General features: G+C 66.0%; 14 protein-coding genes. 10 read left to right on the forward strand and 4 right to left on the reverse strand.

All coding sequences use genetic code 11. The features are described 5' to 3' along the window. A partial coding sequence (locus VGE27_RS04140) for a DEAD/DEAH box helicase (RefSeq protein ID WP_331048368.1) occupies positions 1–1,725 on the reverse strand: 1,725 nt, incomplete at its 3' end. After that, positions 1,718–5,041 (reverse strand): Eco57I restriction-modification methylase domain-containing protein, encoded by a 3,324-nt coding sequence (locus VGE27_RS04145; RefSeq protein WP_331048369.1) that lies wholly within the window; start codon positions 5,039–5,041, stop codon positions 1,718–1,720. The genes VGE27_RS04145 and VGE27_RS04140, both read right to left, overlap by 8 nt. Before the next feature lie 156 nt (positions 5,042–5,197). Here VGE27_RS04145 and VGE27_RS04150 point away from each other — a divergent pair, with 156 nt between their 5' ends. The 8 genes from VGE27_RS04150 (at position 5,198) to VGE27_RS04185 (ending at position 12,599) form a co-directional block, all read left to right on the forward strand. Beyond that, positions 5,198–6,046 (forward strand): D-amino-acid transaminase, encoded by an 849-nt coding sequence (locus VGE27_RS04150; RefSeq protein WP_331048370.1) that lies wholly within the window; start codon positions 5,198–5,200, stop codon positions 6,044–6,046. A 7-nt stretch (positions 6,047–6,053) separates the two neighbouring features. Beyond that, on the forward strand, positions 6,054–6,989 hold the full coding sequence (locus VGE27_RS04155) for an LD-carboxypeptidase (protein ID WP_331048371.1): 936 nt from the start codon (positions 6,054–6,056) through the stop codon (positions 6,987–6,989). A 39-nt stretch (positions 6,990–7,028) separates the two neighbouring features. Beyond that, positions 7,029–7,385 carry a rhodanese-like domain-containing protein gene (locus VGE27_RS04160; protein ID WP_331048372.1) on the forward strand — a complete coding sequence of 119 codons (357 nt, stop codon included), beginning with the start codon at positions 7,029–7,031 and terminating at the stop codon, positions 7,383–7,385. A 29-nt stretch (positions 7,386–7,414) separates the two neighbouring features. Continuing rightward, on the forward strand, positions 7,415–8,068 hold the full coding sequence (locus VGE27_RS04165; protein ID WP_331048373.1) for a CoA pyrophosphatase: 654 nt from the start codon (positions 7,415–7,417) through the stop codon (positions 8,066–8,068). Positions 8,069–8,079: 11 nt separating this feature from the next. After that, positions 8,080–9,849 (forward strand): gamma-glutamyltransferase family protein, encoded by a 1,770-nt coding sequence (locus VGE27_RS04170; RefSeq protein ID WP_331048374.1) that lies wholly within the window; start codon positions 8,080–8,082, stop codon positions 9,847–9,849. Positions 9,850–9,994: 145 nt separating this feature from the next. Next, positions 9,995–11,326 (forward strand): Nramp family divalent metal transporter, encoded by a 1,332-nt coding sequence (locus tag VGE27_RS04175; protein ID WP_345787982.1) that lies wholly within the window; start codon positions 9,995–9,997, stop codon positions 11,324–11,326. Further along, positions 11,326–11,775: a universal stress protein gene (locus VGE27_RS04180; protein ID WP_331048376.1), complete on the forward strand. Its 450-nt coding sequence runs from the start codon at positions 11,326–11,328 to the stop codon at positions 11,773–11,775. Before VGE27_RS04175 ends, VGE27_RS04180 begins: the two co-directional genes overlap by 1 nt. Positions 11,776–11,858: 83 nt before the next feature. Then, positions 11,859–12,599 (forward strand): metal-dependent transcriptional regulator, encoded by a 741-nt coding sequence (locus VGE27_RS04185; protein WP_331048377.1) that lies wholly within the window; start codon positions 11,859–11,861, stop codon positions 12,597–12,599. Between the two features lie 25 nt (positions 12,600–12,624). Here VGE27_RS04185 and VGE27_RS04190 read toward each other — a convergent pair whose 3' ends face one another. Beyond that, positions 12,625–13,041, reverse strand: a complete 417-nt coding sequence (locus VGE27_RS04190) for a hypothetical protein (protein ID WP_331048378.1) — start codon at positions 13,039–13,041, stop codon at positions 12,625–12,627. A 312-nt stretch (positions 13,042–13,353) separates the two neighbouring features. On the opposite strand from VGE27_RS04190, the gene glgB reads away from it, so the two are divergent. Continuing rightward, positions 13,354–15,852 carry a 1,4-alpha-glucan branching protein GlgB gene (gene glgB / locus VGE27_RS04195; protein ID WP_331048379.1) on the forward strand — a complete coding sequence of 833 codons (2,499 nt, stop codon included), beginning with the start codon at positions 13,354–13,356 and terminating at the stop codon, positions 15,850–15,852. Further along, the gene (locus VGE27_RS04200) at positions 15,849–16,571 is read left to right on the forward strand and encodes an SURF1 family protein (RefSeq protein WP_331048380.1); all 723 of its coding nucleotides are present in this window, start codon (positions 15,849–15,851) and stop codon (positions 16,569–16,571) included. Before glgB ends, VGE27_RS04200 begins: the two co-directional genes overlap by 4 nt. Here the strand turns inward: VGE27_RS04200 and VGE27_RS04205 are convergent. Next, a complete protein-coding gene (locus VGE27_RS04205; protein WP_331048381.1) occupies positions 16,461–17,927 on the reverse strand; it encodes a UDP-glucose/GDP-mannose dehydrogenase family protein in 1,467 nt (488 codons plus the stop codon). The two genes, VGE27_RS04200 and VGE27_RS04205, sit on opposite strands and share 111 nt — an antisense overlap. Position 17,928 lies beyond the last annotated feature (1 nt).

The following is a 17,928-nucleotide window of genomic DNA, read 5'->3' on the forward strand; positions in this document are numbered from 1 at the left end:
CAGGCGATGGCACACCGAGAGCGTCATTGGTTGATCGCCGGAATGACTCGCCGGGAGCGGCCCGCGGGTGTCGCTGTCTGCATGACTCCAGGAGATCGTGGCGTCCAACAGGCGCGCGACGGTGTCTGCTCGGCCAGGCCTATGGCGCGTACCGGTCACATGCCGGATGGCGAGGCGTGCCTTCTCGGCGATACGCGCTTCAGCGCGTAGGGCCCGAGAAGCGGCAACAGAGGCACGCAGCCGATAGACATGCACGGTGTGATGTGGGGAGCCGAGTCGGGCGCTGCGCCCCACGCGCTGGCGCAGCAGGGCGTCCGTCCAGGGCAGGTCGAGATGTACCACCACGCCCGCGTCCTGCAGGTTCACGCCTTCAGCCAACAGGTCGGTGGCGAGCAGCAGCCGTACGGCTTGGTGTGGCGGGGGCGGTGGTTTGCCCTGTGCTCGCGGAGCGAACAGCGCGAGGAGTTCCTCCCGAGCGATGGGGCCGCTGGCGATCCGACCCTGGGTGCTCGTCAGCAGGCCTATGCCCGGTGTGTTGCGGAGGGCGCGATGGAGTGCGACGGCGGTGCGCTCGAACTGCGAGAACGCAATGACCGGCACGTCGTGGTGTTTGCGCATGATGCGCTTCAGGAGCGCGGCGCGGCATGCGTCACCGGTCGCAGATCGCGCGTGGTGGCGTGCGAGCTCGGCGATCGCATCGAGATGACGCTCGAGGGTGGGAATCAGCGCGTCGCAGTCTGCGTGGTGCGTGGCCAGCAATTCCGGAAAACCCAGTTGCCCTCCGGAATCGCCAACGATCCACGACTGCAGCTCCCGGGACGTGGGGTGACGTCCGGTCTGCAGGGCGTCTTGCATGGCTTGCCCTCGCAGTTGGCGTTGGCGTAGGGCACCGGCCAGCGCGGCATCACTCGAACACCAGGCGCGAAGCAGGCCGAGCCGAATCAGTGCGCTGGCGGCGGCACCTTCGTGAGTGGGCAGGGGAGCTGGAAGTGAAAGGATCAGTTCCAGTGTGCGCGAATCCTGTGGTGCTCCTGCGCTCCGATGCTCGCGGACAACAGGCTTGCCTGGCAGGCCCGCTGGTCGCGGGGCCTGAGTGGGCTGCGCCAGCGTTCGTCGTACGATGAGGTCGTTGTGCAGGTTGTGCGTGAACAGCGCACAGAGTGTGCGCAATTCGTCGCTGTTGTTGTGCAGAGGCGTGGCGGAGAGCAGCAGCGTGTGTGCTCCGGCGATGGCGTGTGCGATGGTGCGATAGCGCGTGGTATTGGTGTTCCGCAGTTGGTGTGCTTCATCGATGATGACGAGGGTGCCTGGCCCTTCGGCGATGCGGTGTCGTGGAGTGCGGGAGAACCGTTGGAGGGAGTGCAGGTGGGCTCGACGGCCGATTGTGCGCTGGATCGCGCTGCGCCACATGGGGAGCAGGGTGGCGGGTGCGATGACGTGCACCATGTCGTACTCGCTGGCGACGTCGAGGGCCACGAATGTCTTGCCGGTGCCCACATCATCGGCGAGCAGTGCACCGCCGTGACGGGCGATGATGGTGCGCAGGTGTTGGGCTGTGGCGCGTTGCTGTGGATGCAGCGAGACAGCGCCGAGTTGGAGAGATGCTACCGGCTGTCCTGCGGACACTGTCTCGTGCGTGTGCAGGGCATCGGCGATCTGTCGTTGCGTATCCGCCAGCGCAACTATTGGCGGCAGCGGATGCTCCAGACGCGCGCTGCTACGCATGACGGTACCAGTCCAGCAATGGCTGGAGTTGATCCACGGTGAGCCCGTAGGCTGCGGCGACCGTTGCATCGAGTGCAGCGGGTTGTGGCAGCGATTCGAGCTGCCCGTTGTGCAGGCGTTGGCCCAGCGGGGCGAGCAGCCGGCGTGCGGTGGGCCAGTTGGCGGGGAGTGGAAGCGAAGCCACGGTCCAACCGAGGAACCGTCGGAAGCCGCCGCGTGCAGGCTCGGCGAGTGGGTCGAGCCAGGCGGCTGCGATGGTGGATTGCAGCAGGGCATGCAGTGCGAACGCATCGGCTTCTGATCGCACGCGCATGACGTAGCAGCTGTTCAGTGGCACGGTGGGATCACCGGCGAGCAGCACCTGTGTGCGGAGTCGTTTGCCGATGTCGGCCCAGACGACGCGCGGAGCATCGGAGCGTGCGGACTCCGTTCTGAACAGCGCCCACCAGGGTGTGGTGTGTCTGGCATCGCGGCGGGCGTGCAGGCGTGGGCGCCATTGGGCGAGCCAGCGATGTGTGGCAGTGGGAAGGGCAGGGAGGGCGGAACCATCGAGGCCGTGCGTCCAGATGATCCGTAGATCAGCAGACTCCGCGGAGTCGTCAGCGTGCGCGCGGAACGGGTCGCGCACGGATTCACCCCGCAGGGCGGGGCGGAGCAATTGCCGCTCGATCACGCCTTGGCGTGGCAGGGCCGTCGTGAGGGCGGTGACGGTGGCGGAGTGATCATCGTGTTCGAGGGCGTGCACCAGAAAGGCTGCGTTGCATCCGCATTTCACGCCGAGTAGTGGGCGTCCGAGTTGAGAGAGGGCGAGCGGCGTGCCGGCATCGCGGATACGTTGGAACGCCGAGTGGGCGTCGGACGGGAGGAGGAGCCACGGCGCGTCGGGATCACCATCGAGCGAGAGGGCTGGTGCTGCAACCTGGAAGCGGTATGGTGATTCCCGGACGAGGGTGATGCGGACTGGCTGTTCGTTGGCAACGTCACGTGGAGCCATTTCGGCGAAGCGGGCCGGATCGTGTCGTGCGATGCTGGTGCGGCGTTCGGCGACGACCAGCGACGGGTAGGTGGCCGCATCGAACTGTGCCGGCGCATCACTCCAGTCGTGGATGGACTTGAGGTGCGTTTCCTGTTGCAGCAGGCGACGGATGCCACCACCAGCGAGTGTGCGCCAGAGTTTGGCGGGCACGAGCAGGGCGAGGATGCCGTTGGGCGCCAGGAGTTGGATGCTGCGTTCGACAAACGCGACGGCGAGATCGGCTTGCGCGGCGAAGCCAGCACCAGCGCCCGCGCGTGTGGCTCCCGCGCGCCAGCCGGCGTGACGCATGGCGCGGAACTCCTGGCGCAGCCATTGGCGTTCGCGTTCGGGCATGGCATGCGGGCGCACCCAGGGCGGGTTGCCCACAACCATTCCGAACCCCTGAGCGGCACCGACATCGGCGAACATGGCACCAAAGCGAAACGGTAGTGCGGCACCGAGCTGGAGGCGACTGCGGTGTGAGGAGAGCTCTCGTGAGGTTGTGCGAAGGGTGGTGAGGCGTGCACGGTCGGAGCGGGTAGCGCGCGTGCGTTGGCCGAAGAGATCTCGGCTACGCAGTGCGAGGAGCAGTTGTCGGCGTTCCTGACCCACGGCATCGAGGCGCGAGGACAGTTCGGCGACGCTGCGTCGGCGTTCCTCGAGATCGAGCGCTGAGGCGATGGTGACTTTCCGTGCGCCGCTGGCGCGACTGTAGCGGGCGCGGAGGGTGGACAGGGCGCGACCGCTGGGTGGCGCAAATCGGAAGGAGCCACCGGCGAGGGAATCACCAACGCGGATATGGTGATCGAGATTCGGCAGCGGCGCGATGCGTTCGATATCGGGGTCGTCGCATTCGATGACCACGGCGAGCCAGAGCCGAAGTTCGCAGAGCCAGACCGCCATGGGATCGCGGTCGACGCCGAAGATGTTGTGAGTGAGCAGGGCTCGTCGCCGCTCATGTGTGGGACGCTGGTCACCCGCGCGTCGGAGCAGTGCATCGAGCCGTTCGAGGGTACGCACCAGGAACGCACCGGAGCCGCATGCCGGGTCGAGTACGCGCAGCGTGGTGAGTCGGTGAGTGATGGTGAGTGCGACGTCGGGCGCGAGCGGGGCATCGGCGGCTTGTTCGAGTACCGTTGCTGGTACGGTCGGCAGCAGAGCTGTCAGGCCTTCTGATATCGCCGTGTCGACGAGATGTGGCGGTGTGTAAAACGCGCCGGATCGGCGGCGTTCGTCGGCGGCCATGAGGCTTTCGAAGGCGCGGCCCAGCATTTCGGGATCGACGGCCGCCTCGGACCAGGCGGCCGAGTCTTCGTGGGCTGTGAAGCGGTAGCGATCAAGCACGCCGGTGATGAGGGCGGTGAGCGCATCGTCGCTGAACTGGAGGGAGCGGGCGCGTCGTTCCAGGGCGGTGGGGGAGAAGAGGCCGCCATTCAAAAAGGGCACGCGTCCGAACAGACGTGCGGTGGCCGCCCGTGCTCGCCGCGGCGTGTTGAGCGTGCCGAAAAAGAGAGGACGGAGCAGACGCTCGTGCAGCGATCCCCCACTCTCGAGCACGCGCAGGGTGTGGTGCAGGAGAAAATCGCGACGATGGTCGAGCCAGCCCTTGGCTTCGAGGAAGCCCAGAAAGAGGCACCGGGAGATGCAGAGCAGCGCGAGTTCGCGGCGTTGGGCTGGGGTGAGTGTGTGAGCTGCTGTGGTTCGGCTTCGGGCGCGCCCCGACGGCGCGAGGGACTGCGCGAGGGTGTCGACGGCCTGCTCGATGGCGCGATAGAAGCGGAGGGACAGCGCATCGCGGCGGAGGATGTCCGTGAAGCGGGCGTGGCGCAGGAGATGATCGTCGTTGGCCGCCGCGGCGAGGGTGCGGAACGTGTCGGCGTCGGAGTCGAGGACGCGACGCCGGTCGATGCGGAGCGCCGCCACGCGGGTGCCGGCACCGGTGTCGTTGACAGTGGCAAGACAGAGGGCGTGGCCCTGGGCGTCGATGGTGCAGAGCACCCACTGCCTGGTGGGCGCGTGTCGGGCCAGTGCGGCGGCGACCTTGCGGGTGTGCTCGCGCAGGTCATTGGTGTCACCGATCGAGTCGGGCGGCGTCAGCTGCGCGGTGAGCAGTCTGAGGGCGCCGGGGCCTTCGCAGAGCTCCGCGCGCTGGACCAGGCCCTGCAGGCCCAGGTCTCGGCGGATGGCAGCTGGCACGGGAATGGGCGGGGCGGAGAAGCCCAGCAGGGGCGCCAGAGGGCGCAACGCCGAGTGGGAGTCGGCGCGGGCGAGGAGGAGCGCGGCGGCGCGGAGGGTGAGCACGGCGCCACGATGGGGGCGTGTGGCGGAAGGTGTGTCATCCGAATCGTGCGGGCATGGTCGTGGGAACGCAGGGGCGGGGGGCGATCCGTTATCTTTTCAGGATCCCGTCGACGATTGTTGGCGGCCTCATTCATCGTCATCTCTCCGGTCCCCGTCATGCGTACCTGCTGGATCAACGGCCAGTTTGTCCCCGAGTCAGAAGCCAAGCTGTCCATCTTCGACCGCGGCGTGCTCTTCGGTGATGGTGTGTACGAAGTGGCGGCTGTGTTTCAGGGGCGATTGCTGGACGCGGATCTGCACCTCGCACGCCTGACGCGATCGCTGGGCGAAATTGGCATGCCCGCGCCGGCGAGCAATGACACGTTGCTCGAGGTGATGCAGGAGGTTGCCACGAAGAACGGCATCGACGAAGGGCTGGTGTATCTGCAGGTGACGCGTGGCGAGGCTGAACGTGATTTTCCGTTCCCTGCCAACGTGAAGCCCAGCGTGTTCGCGTATGCGCGGCCCAAGAAGCTGAGCGACGACCCGAACGCGAGTGGTGTGGCCGTGCACGTCGTGCCGGATCTGCGATGGGCACGCTGCGACATCAAGTCCACGTCGATGCTGGCGCAGGTGCTGGCCAAGCAGGCGGCGCGTGCCGCCGGCACGTTCGAGGCGATGATGCAGGAAGACGGCCTCGTGACCGAGGGCGGCTCGAGCACGCTGTGGATCGTGAAGGACGGGATCACGTACACGCGGCCGTTGTCGAGCGACATTCTGGCCGGCATCACACGTGATGTGGCGATCGCGCTGGCCATCGACGTGAGCATCCCACTGGTGCAGCGGGCGTTCACCGTGGATCAGGCTGTTGCCGCCGATGAATGTTTCCTGACGAGCGCCACGAGCTTCGTTTTGCCGATCACGCGCATCGATGGTGCGGTCGTGGGCAATGGGCAGCCTGGCCCGGTCACGCAGCGCCTGCGGAACGCCTATCTCGATCGTGCGCGCCGTCTGACGACGGCGTGAGGTGGTGGTGACTGCCCTGCGGGAGCCGCGGCCACTGCAGGCCGGATCGCACGTGGCGCTGGTGTCTCCCTCGGGACCACTGGCCGGTCCGCACGAGCTGGAACACGCCGTCGACTCGGCGCAGGCGCTGGGGTGGCGCGTCAGCGTGGGGCAACACGCGCTGGCGCGGGACGGATACTTTGCCGGCCCCGACGCCGATCGCGGTGATGATCTCGTGGCGGCCATGCTCGATGACACCATCGATGCGATCTGGTGCCTGCGTGGTGGCTATGGCGCGATGCGGCTGTTGCCACGCGTGCAGGACGCGCTCGATCGCACGCAAGTGCGTGCACACCCGCAGGCGCTGATCGGCTATTCCGACATCACCGCGTTGCATGCCGCGTGGCAACGCGCTGGGTTGACGAGCTATCACGGCCCCACCGCACGGGCCACGCTCACGTCGTTCACGCGTGAAGCGTTCGTGTCGGCCGTGCAGGACGTGCCGGCCTCCACCACGCTGCACGCATCGGATGCGATCACCGTCGTCGGTGGTTCAGCAACAGGCCGACTGATTGGTGGAAACCTGGCACTTGTGGCATCTCTCTGTGGTACACCTTGGGCGATGGACTTTCGCGGCGCGATCGTCATCCTCGAGGATATCGATGAAGCCACGTATCGCATCGATCGCATGCTGACGCAACTCCGGCTGGCCGGCGTATTTGATGGTTGCGCCGGATTGGCCTTTGGGCAGTTCACCAACTGTCCCGACACCACCAGCGATGGCACACGATCGTTGATGCACGTCGTGCAGGATGTTGCGGACGCGTTGCAGGTGCCCACCCTGTCGGGCATCCCCGTAGGCCATATTGAAGACCAGTGGACGCTGCCATTGGGCGCGCTCGCGACGCTCGATGCGGATGCCGCCACGCTGACGATCCATCGCGTCGGTCCAACGTCACCCTGACCAGACCCGGACAGTCACCGGGATAGAGGAGCATACAAGATGAAGACCGCCCAGCAGTTGATCGCCGAAGCCAAGGCGCAGGTCACCGAAGTCACGGCGCGTGAAGTGCAGGATGCGCTGGCACGCGGTGAAGCGCTGGAGTTGATCGATATCCGCGAACAGAACGAGTGGAGCCTTGGGCACGCCAAGCCCGCGCAGTACATCGGACGCGGAGTGCTCGAAAGCCAGATCGAATCGAAGGTGCCGCGTGATGCGCGCGTCGTGCTCATCTGCGCCAGCGGCAACCGCTCGGCGTTGGCAGCCAAGACGCTGCAGGAGATGGGGTACAGCAACGTGGCCTCGCTGGCGGGCGGATTTCGTGACTGGGTCTCCACCGGCGGCGAGGTCGCCGGCTGAGCGCCGTGGATCATCAGGCAGGACATCCGGTGGCACCTGCGTCAGAACCTGAGGTGGGTGTCACCGATCGTGCGGGATTGTCGGAAGCGCTGAGGGGCGCTCTCCGCCACCGTGACATCGCGCGCCTCGCGCACCATCTGGCCACGCGAGAGCCCCAGGACGCGGAGCAGTTGCCGAACATGCGCTTCGCGGCCGTGGCGGCCGTGCTCCGCGTGGTGGAGTCGGGGCCCGAGTTGCTGTTCATCAAGCGCGCCGATCGTGATGGCGATCCGTGGAGCGGGCACATGGCGTTCCCCGGTGGCCGCCGTGAGCCCAGCGATGCTTCGCTCGAGATGACGGCCATTCGCGAGACCTCCGAAGAGCTGTCGCTGGATCTCATGCAGGGCGTCATGCTGGGGCGTCTCGACGATCTGGCGCCGCGCAGCCCCTCGCTGCCACCCATCATGATCCGGCCGTTCGTGGCCCTCGTGCCGGCGGATGTGACGTTCGTGCCCAATGTCGAAGTCGCGGCCACCTACTGGGTGCCACTGGCCATGCTGCGTCATCCGGATGCACAGGCCGAGCATGTCATGACGATCAATGGCGCGCGGGCCCGATTTCCCGGATTTCGCGTGGATCAGTATATCGTATGGGGGCTGACGGAACGCATCGTCACCCAGCTGCTTCCCCTGTTCGACCCCTGAGGCATCCCACCATGTCCCGACGCATCCTTTCGCTCGCGCTGAGCGCCGGCGCTCTCATCTCTGCCTGTGCCAAGCCTGCTGGTGAAGGTGCCGTGGCGCCAATGGCCGGCAAGCGCGTGGAAGGTCGGAGTGGCATGGTCGCCGCGTCGCATCCCGATGCCGCCGCGGCGGGCGATGAAGTGTTGCGTCAGGGTGGCAATGCCGTCGACGCATTTGTGGCGACCGCGTTTGCGCTGTCGGTGACCGACGTATCGCAGACGGGTCTGGGCGGCGGTGGTGCAATGACCTATTACGATGCCAAGACGAAGCGCGTCGAACATCTGTCGTTCTATCCGCGCACGGGCGGCGATGCGGCCTGGGGCCAGGCTGACACCTCGCGCGGCCGTGCGATGGGCCGTGCGGCGGCCACGCCGGGCATGGTGGCGGGCTTGCTCGAGGCGCACGGCAAGTGGGGCAAGCTCACGCGCGCGCAGGTGATGGCACCGGCCATTCGGCTCGCGCGCGATGGGTTCATCGTCTCGCCGTTGCTGGCCCGCACCATCGTGTCTTCGCGCACGAAGCTGTCAGCCGACTCGCTGGCCATGGCGCGCTTCATGCCGCGTGGTGAAGCGCTGCGTCCGGGCGATCGCCTCGTGCAGCCGGAACTCGCGTCCACCCTCGAACGCGTCCAGAACGAGGGACGTGATGGGTTTTACCGTGGTGGCGTTGCGGAGCGTTTGTCGGCCAAGGTGAAGTCGCTGGGGGGGCTCATCAATGTGGCCGATATGAACAGCTACCCGGTGCTCGCCATGCGGCCGCTGTGTGCCACATGGCATGGGTACACGGTGCTGGGTGCGCCGCCGCCGATGGGTGGTTCGGCGGTGTTGGAAATGCTGCAGATGGCCGAGCAGTCGGGTGTGGCCGGCACCTTCACCAACACACCGGAATCGGTGGTGAAGATGGCCGACATCCTGCGCATCGCCGGAGCGGACGCGAACCGTTGGCGCGGCGACCCACAGGTGATGCGCGTACCGGCGCGTGGTGTGGCCAACGCGGGCTTTGCGAAGCAGCGCGCGGGACTGGTTGGTGGCGCACTGCCCGACACCGCCGTCGCGGGCGACGCCTGGGCATTCGATTCTGCCTCCGTGCCGGGCGCCTGCACGCGCTTCGATCCGTACCCCGCCGTGCCCGCGACGCAGGCCGCACCGGGCGACGATGCGCAGCACGATATGCAGCACGCCGTGGCGTACGATGAGCAGCACATGCAGAGCTTCACGTCGCACCTCTCCGTGGTGGACGCTGACGGCAGTGCCGTTTCGGCGACGACCACCGTGGGCGTGCTGTTTGGCTCGGGTGTGTACACCGATGGGTTCTTTCTCAATTCGTCGGGCAGCAATTTCGACGCGCGTACCCGTGGCACGCATCGCTACGCCAACTCCACGATGTCGCCCACCATGCTGCTGCAGGGTGACAAGGTGCGCCTCGTCATCGGCGCGGCCGGTTCGCAGTACATCCAGCCAGCCATCACGCAGGTGACGCTGCGCATGCTCGCCTTTGGGGAAGACCCGTGGGTGGCCATCGCAGCCCCGCGCATTTACGCGGCTGCCGCGCAGAAAGAAGTGGAAGTGGAGGCCGGATTCACCACGCCCGTGTACCAGGCTCTCGTGCTGCGGGGCTACCGCCCGGTGAGCCGTGTTGCCGACATCACCTTCGGTGGCGTGCACGCGGTCTACGTGGCACCGGACGGCCGGCGGATCGGCGTGGCGGACCCGCGTCGCGACGGAGTGGCCGCCGGACACTGATCGCCCGAACCATTCGGCTGCTGAGGCTTGAATTATTTTTAGTGTAGCCTAAACTTTCGGTATGGCTACACAGAACACGGAATTGCCCGGCACGCCCGACGACGGAGCGCCATTGGGCGCTGCTCCCCTCGATTCGGCGTGGGAAATGCCGGGCGAAGGGGGGTGGCGCCGCGCGCGGCTCGCGCCGTCGCTTTCGGAGGTGCACCGGTCTGTGGAGGTGCACGGCGCCTCCTGGTTCCGGAAGCTGCTGGCCTTTGCCGGCCCCGGATACCTGGTGGCCGTGGGCTACATGGACCCCGGCAATTGGGCCACCGACCTCGCCGGTGGTTCGCGATTCGGCTACGCGCTGCTGTCGGTGATTCTGCTGTCCAACCTGATGGCCGTGCTGCTGCAGGGGCTTTCGTCCAAGCTCGGCATCGTCACCGGACGCGACCTCGCGCAGGCCTGCCGCGATCACTACAGCCCCGGCGTGGCCTTCATGCTGTGGGTGCTGTGCGAAATCGCGATTGCGGCGTGTGACCTCGCAGAAGTGATTGGTTCTGCGATCGCCCTCAATCTGCTGTTCGGTATCTCACTGCCCTGGGGCATCGCGCTGACCGCGCTCGATGTACTGCTGGTGCTGTACCTGCAGAACAAGGGTTTCCGCATGCTCGAGGCGCTGGTGATCGCACTCGTGGCGGTGGTGGGTGGCTGTTTCCTGTTCGAGCTCATCATCTCGCGCCCGGACATCGGCGAGGTGGCGCGCGGCTTTGTGCCCACCACCGAGATCGTGCGCAACCCTGAAATGCTGTACATCGCCATCGGCATTCTGGGCGCCACGGTGATGCCGCACAATCTCTACCTGCACTCGTCCATCGTGCAGACGCGCAAGTATGCGGAGAACGCCGAGGGCAAGCGCGAGGCGGTGCGTTTTGCGTTTGCCGATTCCACCATCGCGCTCACGTTTGCGCTGTTCATCAATGCCGCCATCCTGATTGTCGCCGCGGCCACGTTCCATCGCACGGGCAATACGCAAGTGGCGGAGATTCAGGATGCGCATCAACTGCTCACGCCACTGCTGGGCGTGAGCGGTGCGAGCGCCGTGTTTGCCCTCGCGCTGCTGGCGTCAGGTCAGAATTCGACCCTGACCGGCACACTGGCGGGACAGATCGTGATGGAGGGTTTCCTCAATCTGCGCATCCGCCCGTGGTTACGCCGCCTGATCACGCGCGCGATTGCCATCGTGCCGGCGGCCATCGTGGCGATATTTTACGGGGAGAGTGGCACGGCCAAGCTGCTGGTGTTCAGCCAGGTCATTCTGTCGTTCCAGTTGTCGTTTGCCGTGTTCCCGTTGGTGCGCTTCACGTCCGATCGCGTGAAGATGGGCAGCTTCGTGAACTCCACGCCGCTGCGCATCGCTGCGTATACCGTGGCCGTGCTCATCGCCGTGCTCAACGTCTGGCTGCTTTTCCAGACCGTCCGGGAGTGGATCACCTGATGTATCGCCGCATTCTCGTGCCACTCGAGCATTCCCCGTACGACGACGTGATCATCGCGCACGTGCGCCAGTTGGCCACGCTGTGCAAGTCGTCCTTGTTGCTCATGCATGTCGCGGACGGCTGGGCGGCCCGTCACCAAAAGTCGCTGCAGCTCCGCGAGTCGGAGGAGATGCGTGTCGATCGTGAGTACATCGAAGGGTGGTGTGCCACGCTGCGGGGCGAGGGTTTCGAGGCCGACTCGCTGCTGGCCGGCGGTGATCCCGCCTCGGAGATCGCATCGGCGGCCGAGCGCGAGCGTTGTGACCTGATCGCCATGGCGGTGCATGGGCATCGTGGTCTGCAGGATGTCATCTACGGCACCACCGCCAACACGGTTCGTCACCGCACGATGGTGCCGGTGCTCATGGTGCGGGGACCCGCAGGGCTGCGTGGCGGACGTCCGCGTTGATCGTGCTCGCTGATCGTTCTCGCTGATCGTTCTCGCGCCCATCGGCTCTCCGCCGATCGCGCCACGGACACTAGATTTCCGTCATGCCTTCCCGCTCCGTCGCTCCGCCGCCTCTCACCGAACCGGTCGAGGATTACCTCAAGGCGATCTACGAACTGGAAACCCGTGCGGGTGCGGCGGCCACGTCGGATGTGGCGCAGGCGCTGAACGTGGCGCCGGCTTCCGTGACCGGGATGATTCGCCGGTTGGCCGCGCAGGGCTTTGTCGATCATGAGCCGTATCGCGGCGTGCAGCTGACCCCGCTGGGCCGTAGCGCCGCGTTGCGCACCATTCGTCGGCACCGCATCCTCGAGACTTATCTCACGCGTGTGCTGGGCTATCCGTGGGACAAGGTCCATGACGAAGCCGAGCGTCTCGAACATGCGGCATCAGATGACCTGATCGATCGCATGTCCGCCGCGCTGGGCCATCCCGAAGCGGATCCGCACGGTGCACCCATTCCCACGGCCGACGGCGTGGTGGACGAGCGCACACATCGCACACTGGCCGATCTGAACGTCGGCGAGTCGGCGTGCATGGTGCGGGTGAGTGACAAGAACCCGTCGCTACTGCGCTACCTCGCCGAGATTTCGCTGCAGCCCGGCGCGTTGGTGACGCTGGTGGCCAAGGCGCCGTTCGATGGACCGATCACGTTGCGCATCGGCAATCAGGAGCAGGCGGTTGGCACCGGACTCGCCGCACAGGTGCACGTGGAGCCGGTGACAGGGACCGACGCCAGCGAGGGCGCGACCGCATCCACGCGGCCACGCCCCCGAAAGAAATAGCTCGGTCGCTACCAAGCGTCCGCCATCAGGACGTCGTGGTCGTCTCGCGGATCAGGCGACGGGTCTCAGCCGACAGCGAAGTGCCACGCATCAGGGTCAGCAGGCGCGCCGCTTCATTGCGCACATCCGCACGCTGGTTGGACTCGCGGTTCAGCCAGATCGCATCGGCGAGGGCGCGCGCTTCAGTGTTGTCGTCACCCTTCGCGGCGGCATCACGCGCGAGTTCCGACAGCACCTGAGCGGCTTCCTTGTTGTTGGACTGCGCGAAGAGCACACGCGACAGGCCGAACGATGCGGCGACTGGCAGGCGACCTGCGTCGCGCTCGAGCGCGGCGGCGATCACGAATTCACGGCGGGCCACGCCAAAGTCGCCGGCGTCGAATGCCTTGCGCGCGCGCGCGAGGTACTCGTCAGCAGGCGCGTCGACCGGGGGGAGGGGCATGGAAGCCACTGCCGCGACCGGGGTCGATGCGAGGCGGGAAGGAGCGGGGGCCGCGACCTGAAGGGCCGTGAGTGCCGTAAGGACGAGTGTCAACATGGGACGACTCCGCGAAACCGGGTGGGGAAAAACAGGCCGTCGATCCGCCTGTATCCCCTTTGACGGAGTTTCTCTCTCTGAAGATTCACCGGTGGGGCAGTCAGCGTGGCGGTGTGACCAACGGCATCTGTCGCACGCCGGGGGGACATTCGGAGCCCTGGGCAGGGGAAAAGGCCGGGAGCGGCCCAGCCACCGCCACGGCCCTATACTTCATTCATGCCTGCGCTCACTCCACCGCCGGCGCCTGAGGACGCGGCGCATCGCCTGGTTCGTGGCGAGTCGGTCAGCCCCCATGACGTCCTTGGCGCGCATCCGGCCACTCTCGATGGTGTGGTGGGTGTGATCGTCCGGGCGTGGCAACCGCGCGCGCGCAGCATCGAGGTGCTGGTGGGCGAACAGCGGGTGGGCATGCAGCGTGAGGCGTCGGGGCTGCACACGGTGTTCCTGCCAGATCGCCGATTGCCGCTGCGATATCGCTTCGAAATGACGGACGATGACGCGCGAGTGCATACGTTCGACGACCCGTACCGTTTTCTGCCCACCATTGGTGATGTGGACCTGCACCTCTTCAACGAGGGGCGGCACCTTCGCTTGTGGGAGAAGATGGGTGCGCATCTGCGCACAATGGATGGCGTGTCGGGCACCGCCTTCACAGTGTGGGCACCCAATGCCGCACGCGTATCGGTGTCCGGTGACTTCAATCGCTGGGACGGACGAGCGCACACCATGCGTCGACTCGGCGCCAGCGGGGTGTTCGAACTGTTCATCCCCGGTGTTGGTGCCGAGTCGCTGTACAAGTACGAGATCCTCACGCGTACGGGTGCCCTGCGTGTGAAGACCGATCCGTTTGCGGCCAAGATGGAGCAGGGGCCGGGACACGCCTCTATCGTGCAGGCGCGCAGTCGATATCCGTGGCGCGATGGCCAGTGGATGGCCGAGCGTGCGGAGATGGATCTCCGCAAGGAGCCGATGCTCGTCTACGAGGTGCATCTGGGCTCGTGGATGCGTGGTGAGGACAACCGTTTGCTGTCCTATCGCGAGATTGCGCCGCGTCTCGCCGCCCATGTGAGCACACTGGGCTTCACGCACGTGGAATTGCTCCCTGTCCAGGAGCACCCGTTTGGTGGCTCATGGGGCTATCAGGTGGGCGGATACTTTGCGCCCAACTCACGCCACGGTTCGCCCGATGATTTCCGCTATCTGGTGGATACGTTGCACGAAGCCGGTATCGGCGTGTTGCTCGACTGGGTGCCCGCGCACTTCCCCAAGGACGATTGGGCGCTGCGCCGCTTCGATGGCACCGCGTGCTACGAGCACGAAGATCCTCGGCTCGGCGATCACCCCGAGTGGGGGACGCACATCTTCAACTACGCCCGGCATGAGGTGCGCAACTTCCTCGTGGCGAACGCGCTGTACTGGATCGAGGAGTTCCACATCGACGGCCTGCGTGTGGATGCCGTGGCGTCGATGTTGTATCTCGACTACGGCCGCGAGGCAGGGCAGTGGTTGCGCAACCGTTTTGGGGGACGCGAAAACCTGGAGGCCGTCGCGTTTCTCAAGCAGCTCAATCACGCCATGCAGTCATTGCATCCGGGCGTGGTGACCATCGCGGAAGAGAGCACCTCGTGGCCCAAGGTGACGGCGCCCATCCGGGAAGGTGGCCTCGGTTTCACGCTCAAGTGGAACATGGGGTGGATGCACGACACGCTGGACTACTTCCGTGTCGACCCGTTCTTTCGAAAGGGCGCACACGAGAAGCTGACGTTCGCCATCTGGTACGAGTACAGCGAACGCTTCATGAATCCGCTGTCGCACGACGAAGTGGTGCATCTCAAGCGGTCGCTGCTCGAAAAGATGCCGGGCGATCTGTGGCAGAAGTTCGCGAACCTGCGCGCGCTGATCGGCTACTCTGTCACACGCCCGGGCAAGTCGCTGTTCTTCATGGGCACCGAACTCGCACCACATGGTGAGTGGAACCACGATGTGAGTCTCGAGTGGGAACTGCTGGAAGACCCGCGCCGTCGCGGTCTGTCGGATTTCATGCAGGCGTTGCAGCATGCCTACCGGGCACACTCGTGCTTCTGGCGTGCCGACCATGAGCCGTCCGGTTTTCGCTGGATCGATGTGACCGATCGTGAGCAGTCCGTGCTGTCGTATGCGCGCTTCGATGGCGACGCGCACGCCCTGGTGGTGCTGAACCTCACGCCGGTGCCGCGTGACCAGTATCGCCTGGGTGTGCCGCGCGCTGGTCGCTATCGCTTGTTGCTCAACTCGGACGCGGCGGCATTCGGTGGCAGCAACTATCCGGTGTACGAGGAAGTGAACGCCGAGCCTACGCCGTATCACGGGTTCGATGCGTCCATTGTGCTGTCCCTGCCACCGCTGGCCATGCTGGTGCTGCTGCCGGAAGGGCCCGTCGCTCCACCGCTGGTGGTACCGCCAGTCGAAGACGTGATGGTGCCGGTTTCACAACCATCCGCGGACCGCAAAGCGCCCAAGGCCAAGCCCAAGCCAGGCAAGCCGAAGGTCAGCAGGCCGAAGGTCAGCCAGCCAAAGGCGGCAGTCCAACCAGCTGCCAAGCCCGCGGGCAAATCAGTCGTCAAGCCAGCGGCCGCGAAACCGAAAGCTGACCAGCCCACTGCAGAACCGGCCAAGGCGACCGCGCCGAAGCGCACCCGGAACACCAAAGCCCCGAAGAAGGATCGACCGGCATGACGCGTGGGAAGTTGTGGTTGTTCGGCCTGCTGGCGATGATCGCCGTGTCGGTGTGCGTACGACTGGGGATCTGGCAGCTCGATCGCTCGCAGGAGCGCCGCTTGCAGAACCGCGTGGTCAGCGAGCGTGGGGCCATGGCCCCGTTGTCACTGGCCGCGCTGCGCGGTCAGGACACCGTGGTCACGCACTGGCGACACGTGAAAGTGGAGGCGGTGGCCGACTACGCCCACGAAGCCGTGCATGCCACGCGCTCGCAGGGGGGATCGCCGGGTGTACACCTGCTGACACCCATCACGGCCATCGACGGCAGCTGGGGCGACACCGCCATTCTGCTGGTGCGCGGCTACGTGTACTCCGCTGATGCGCGCACCATCGATCACGACAAGGCACGCGAAGCGGATACGCTCTCGCTCGATGCACTGGTGTTGTCGTATCCGCCCGCGCGCGCCGAACGGGTCACTCTGCCGTCCAATCCGCGCGCGGTACGGTTGCTCGATCACGACTCGCTGTCCCGCATCGTGGGACGCCCGCTGGCGCCGTTTCTGCTGCTCGCACTCGGCGATACGCTGGTGCGCGATGTCACGCGCCCCGCACGCATCCCGCCGCCGTCACTCAGCGAAGGCCCCCACAAGTCGTACGCCTTCCAGTGGTTCGGGTTCGCCACGGTATTCCTCGTGGGTTTCGTCGCCTTTGTGCGCGGACGTCGCGGCAAGCGGTAAAATCTCGGTCATCGCTTCGGCTGGTACGTCTACCAGGGGCATCGCCACCTGCTGTCCACGACCAATGCCCGTATACGCGAAGCCGTGCGCCTGCGCATCCTGCGGGCGATACACGTTGCGCAGGTCCACCAGCACACGTGAGCGCATCACACTGCCCAGCTGGTCGAGATCGAGTGCGCGGAACTCATTCCACTCGGTGATCAGCACGACCGCATCACAATCGGTGGCCACCTCGTAGGCGTGTCCACACCACTCCACATCGGGAAGCAATGATGTGGCTTCGTGCATGGCCGCAGGGTCATAGGCCCGGATCGTCGCACCCGCGTCCTGCAGGGCCGGGATGATGGCGAGGCTTGGTGCCGCACGCATGTCGTCGGTGTTGGGTTTGAATGCCACGCCCAGCACGCCAATCGTCTTGCCGCGCACCGATCCACCGCACGCCGCGATCACCCGCGACGCCATCGCGCCCTTGCGGGTGTCGTTCACCTGCACGACCGCTTCCACCAGCCGTGCGGGTGTACCGTACTCCTGGGCCGTACGCACCAGCGCCACAGTGTCCTTCGGGAAACACGATCCACCAAAGCCCGGTCCCGCGTGCAGGAACGTGCGGCCGATGCGCCCATCCAGCCCCATCGCCTGGGCCACATCCTGCACATTGGCGCCAACCTTCTCGCACAGATCCGCCATCTCATTGATGAATGTGATCTTCGTGGCGAGGAACGCGTTGGCCGCATACTTGGTGAGCTCGGCTGTCTCGAGTGTGGTCACCACCATCGGCGTTTCGAGCAGGTATAGCGGGCGATAGACCTCGCGCATCACGTCGGCAGCGCGCGGCGACTTGGCGCCGATCACCACACGATCAGGGCGCATGAAGTCGCCAATAGCCGAGCCTTCGCGCAGGAACTCCGGATTCGACACCATGTCGAAGTCCGCATCGGGATTGGTGGCGCGAATGATCTCGGCGACCCGTCGGCCGGTGCCCACGGGCACGGTGCTTTTGGTGACGACGACCGTGTAGCCCGTGAGGTGCCGCGCGATATCGGCGGCGGCGGCTTCCACGTAGCGCAGGTCGGCGTGTCCGTCACCACGTCGGGACGGCGTGCCCACGGCGATGAACACTGCGTCGGCCGCGGCGACCGCTACGGCGAGGTCGGTGGTGAACGTCAACCGACCTGAACGCAGTCCTTTGCTCACGAGCTCGTCGAGCCCGGGCTCGTAAATGGGGATTTCGCCCCGTCGGAGGCGCTCGATGCGCGCCTCCGACACATCCACACAGGTGACACTGGGACCGAACTCCGCGAAGCAGGCCCCCGATACGAGACCTACATATCCACTCCCCACCATGGCGATCCGCATG

The sequence above is a fragment of the Gemmatimonas sp. genome (genome assembly GCF_036405635.1).
Taxonomy (GTDB): domain Bacteria; phylum Gemmatimonadota; class Gemmatimonadetes; order Gemmatimonadales; family Gemmatimonadaceae; genus Gemmatimonas.

Bases quoted from the DNA above. Each gene is read 5' to 3' on its own strand.
- VGE27_RS04150 (WP_331048370.1), top strand. From the start codon at position 5,198: ATGCGTACCTGCTGGATCAACGGCCAGTTTGTCCCCGAGTCAGAAGCC.
- VGE27_RS04160 (WP_331048372.1), top strand. From the start codon at position 7,029: ATGAAGACCGCCCAGCAGTTGATCGCCGAAGCCAAGGCGCAGGTCACC.
- VGE27_RS04170 (WP_331048374.1), top strand. From the start codon at position 8,080: ATGTCCCGACGCATCCTTTCGCTCGCGCTGAGCGCCGGCGCTCTCATC.
- VGE27_RS04175 (WP_345787982.1), top strand. From the start codon at position 9,995: ATGCCGGGCGAAGGGGGGTGGCGCCGCGCGCGGCTCGCGCCGTCGCTT.
- VGE27_RS04180 (WP_331048376.1), top strand. From the start codon at position 11,326: ATGTATCGCCGCATTCTCGTGCCACTCGAGCATTCCCCGTACGACGAC.
- VGE27_RS04185 (WP_331048377.1), top strand. From the start codon at position 11,859: ATGCCTTCCCGCTCCGTCGCTCCGCCGCCTCTCACCGAACCGGTCGAG.
- VGE27_RS04190 (WP_331048378.1), bottom strand. From the start codon at position 13,041: ATGCCCCTCCCCCCGGTCGACGCGCCTGCTGACGAGTACCTCGCGCGC.
- glgB (WP_331048379.1), top strand. From the start codon at position 13,354: ATGCCTGCGCTCACTCCACCGCCGGCGCCTGAGGACGCGGCGCATCGC.
- VGE27_RS04200 (WP_331048380.1), top strand. From the start codon at position 15,849: ATGACGCGTGGGAAGTTGTGGTTGTTCGGCCTGCTGGCGATGATCGCC.
- VGE27_RS04205 (WP_331048381.1), bottom strand. From the start codon at position 17,927: ATGCGGATCGCCATGGTGGGGAGTGGATATGTAGGTCTCGTATCGGGG.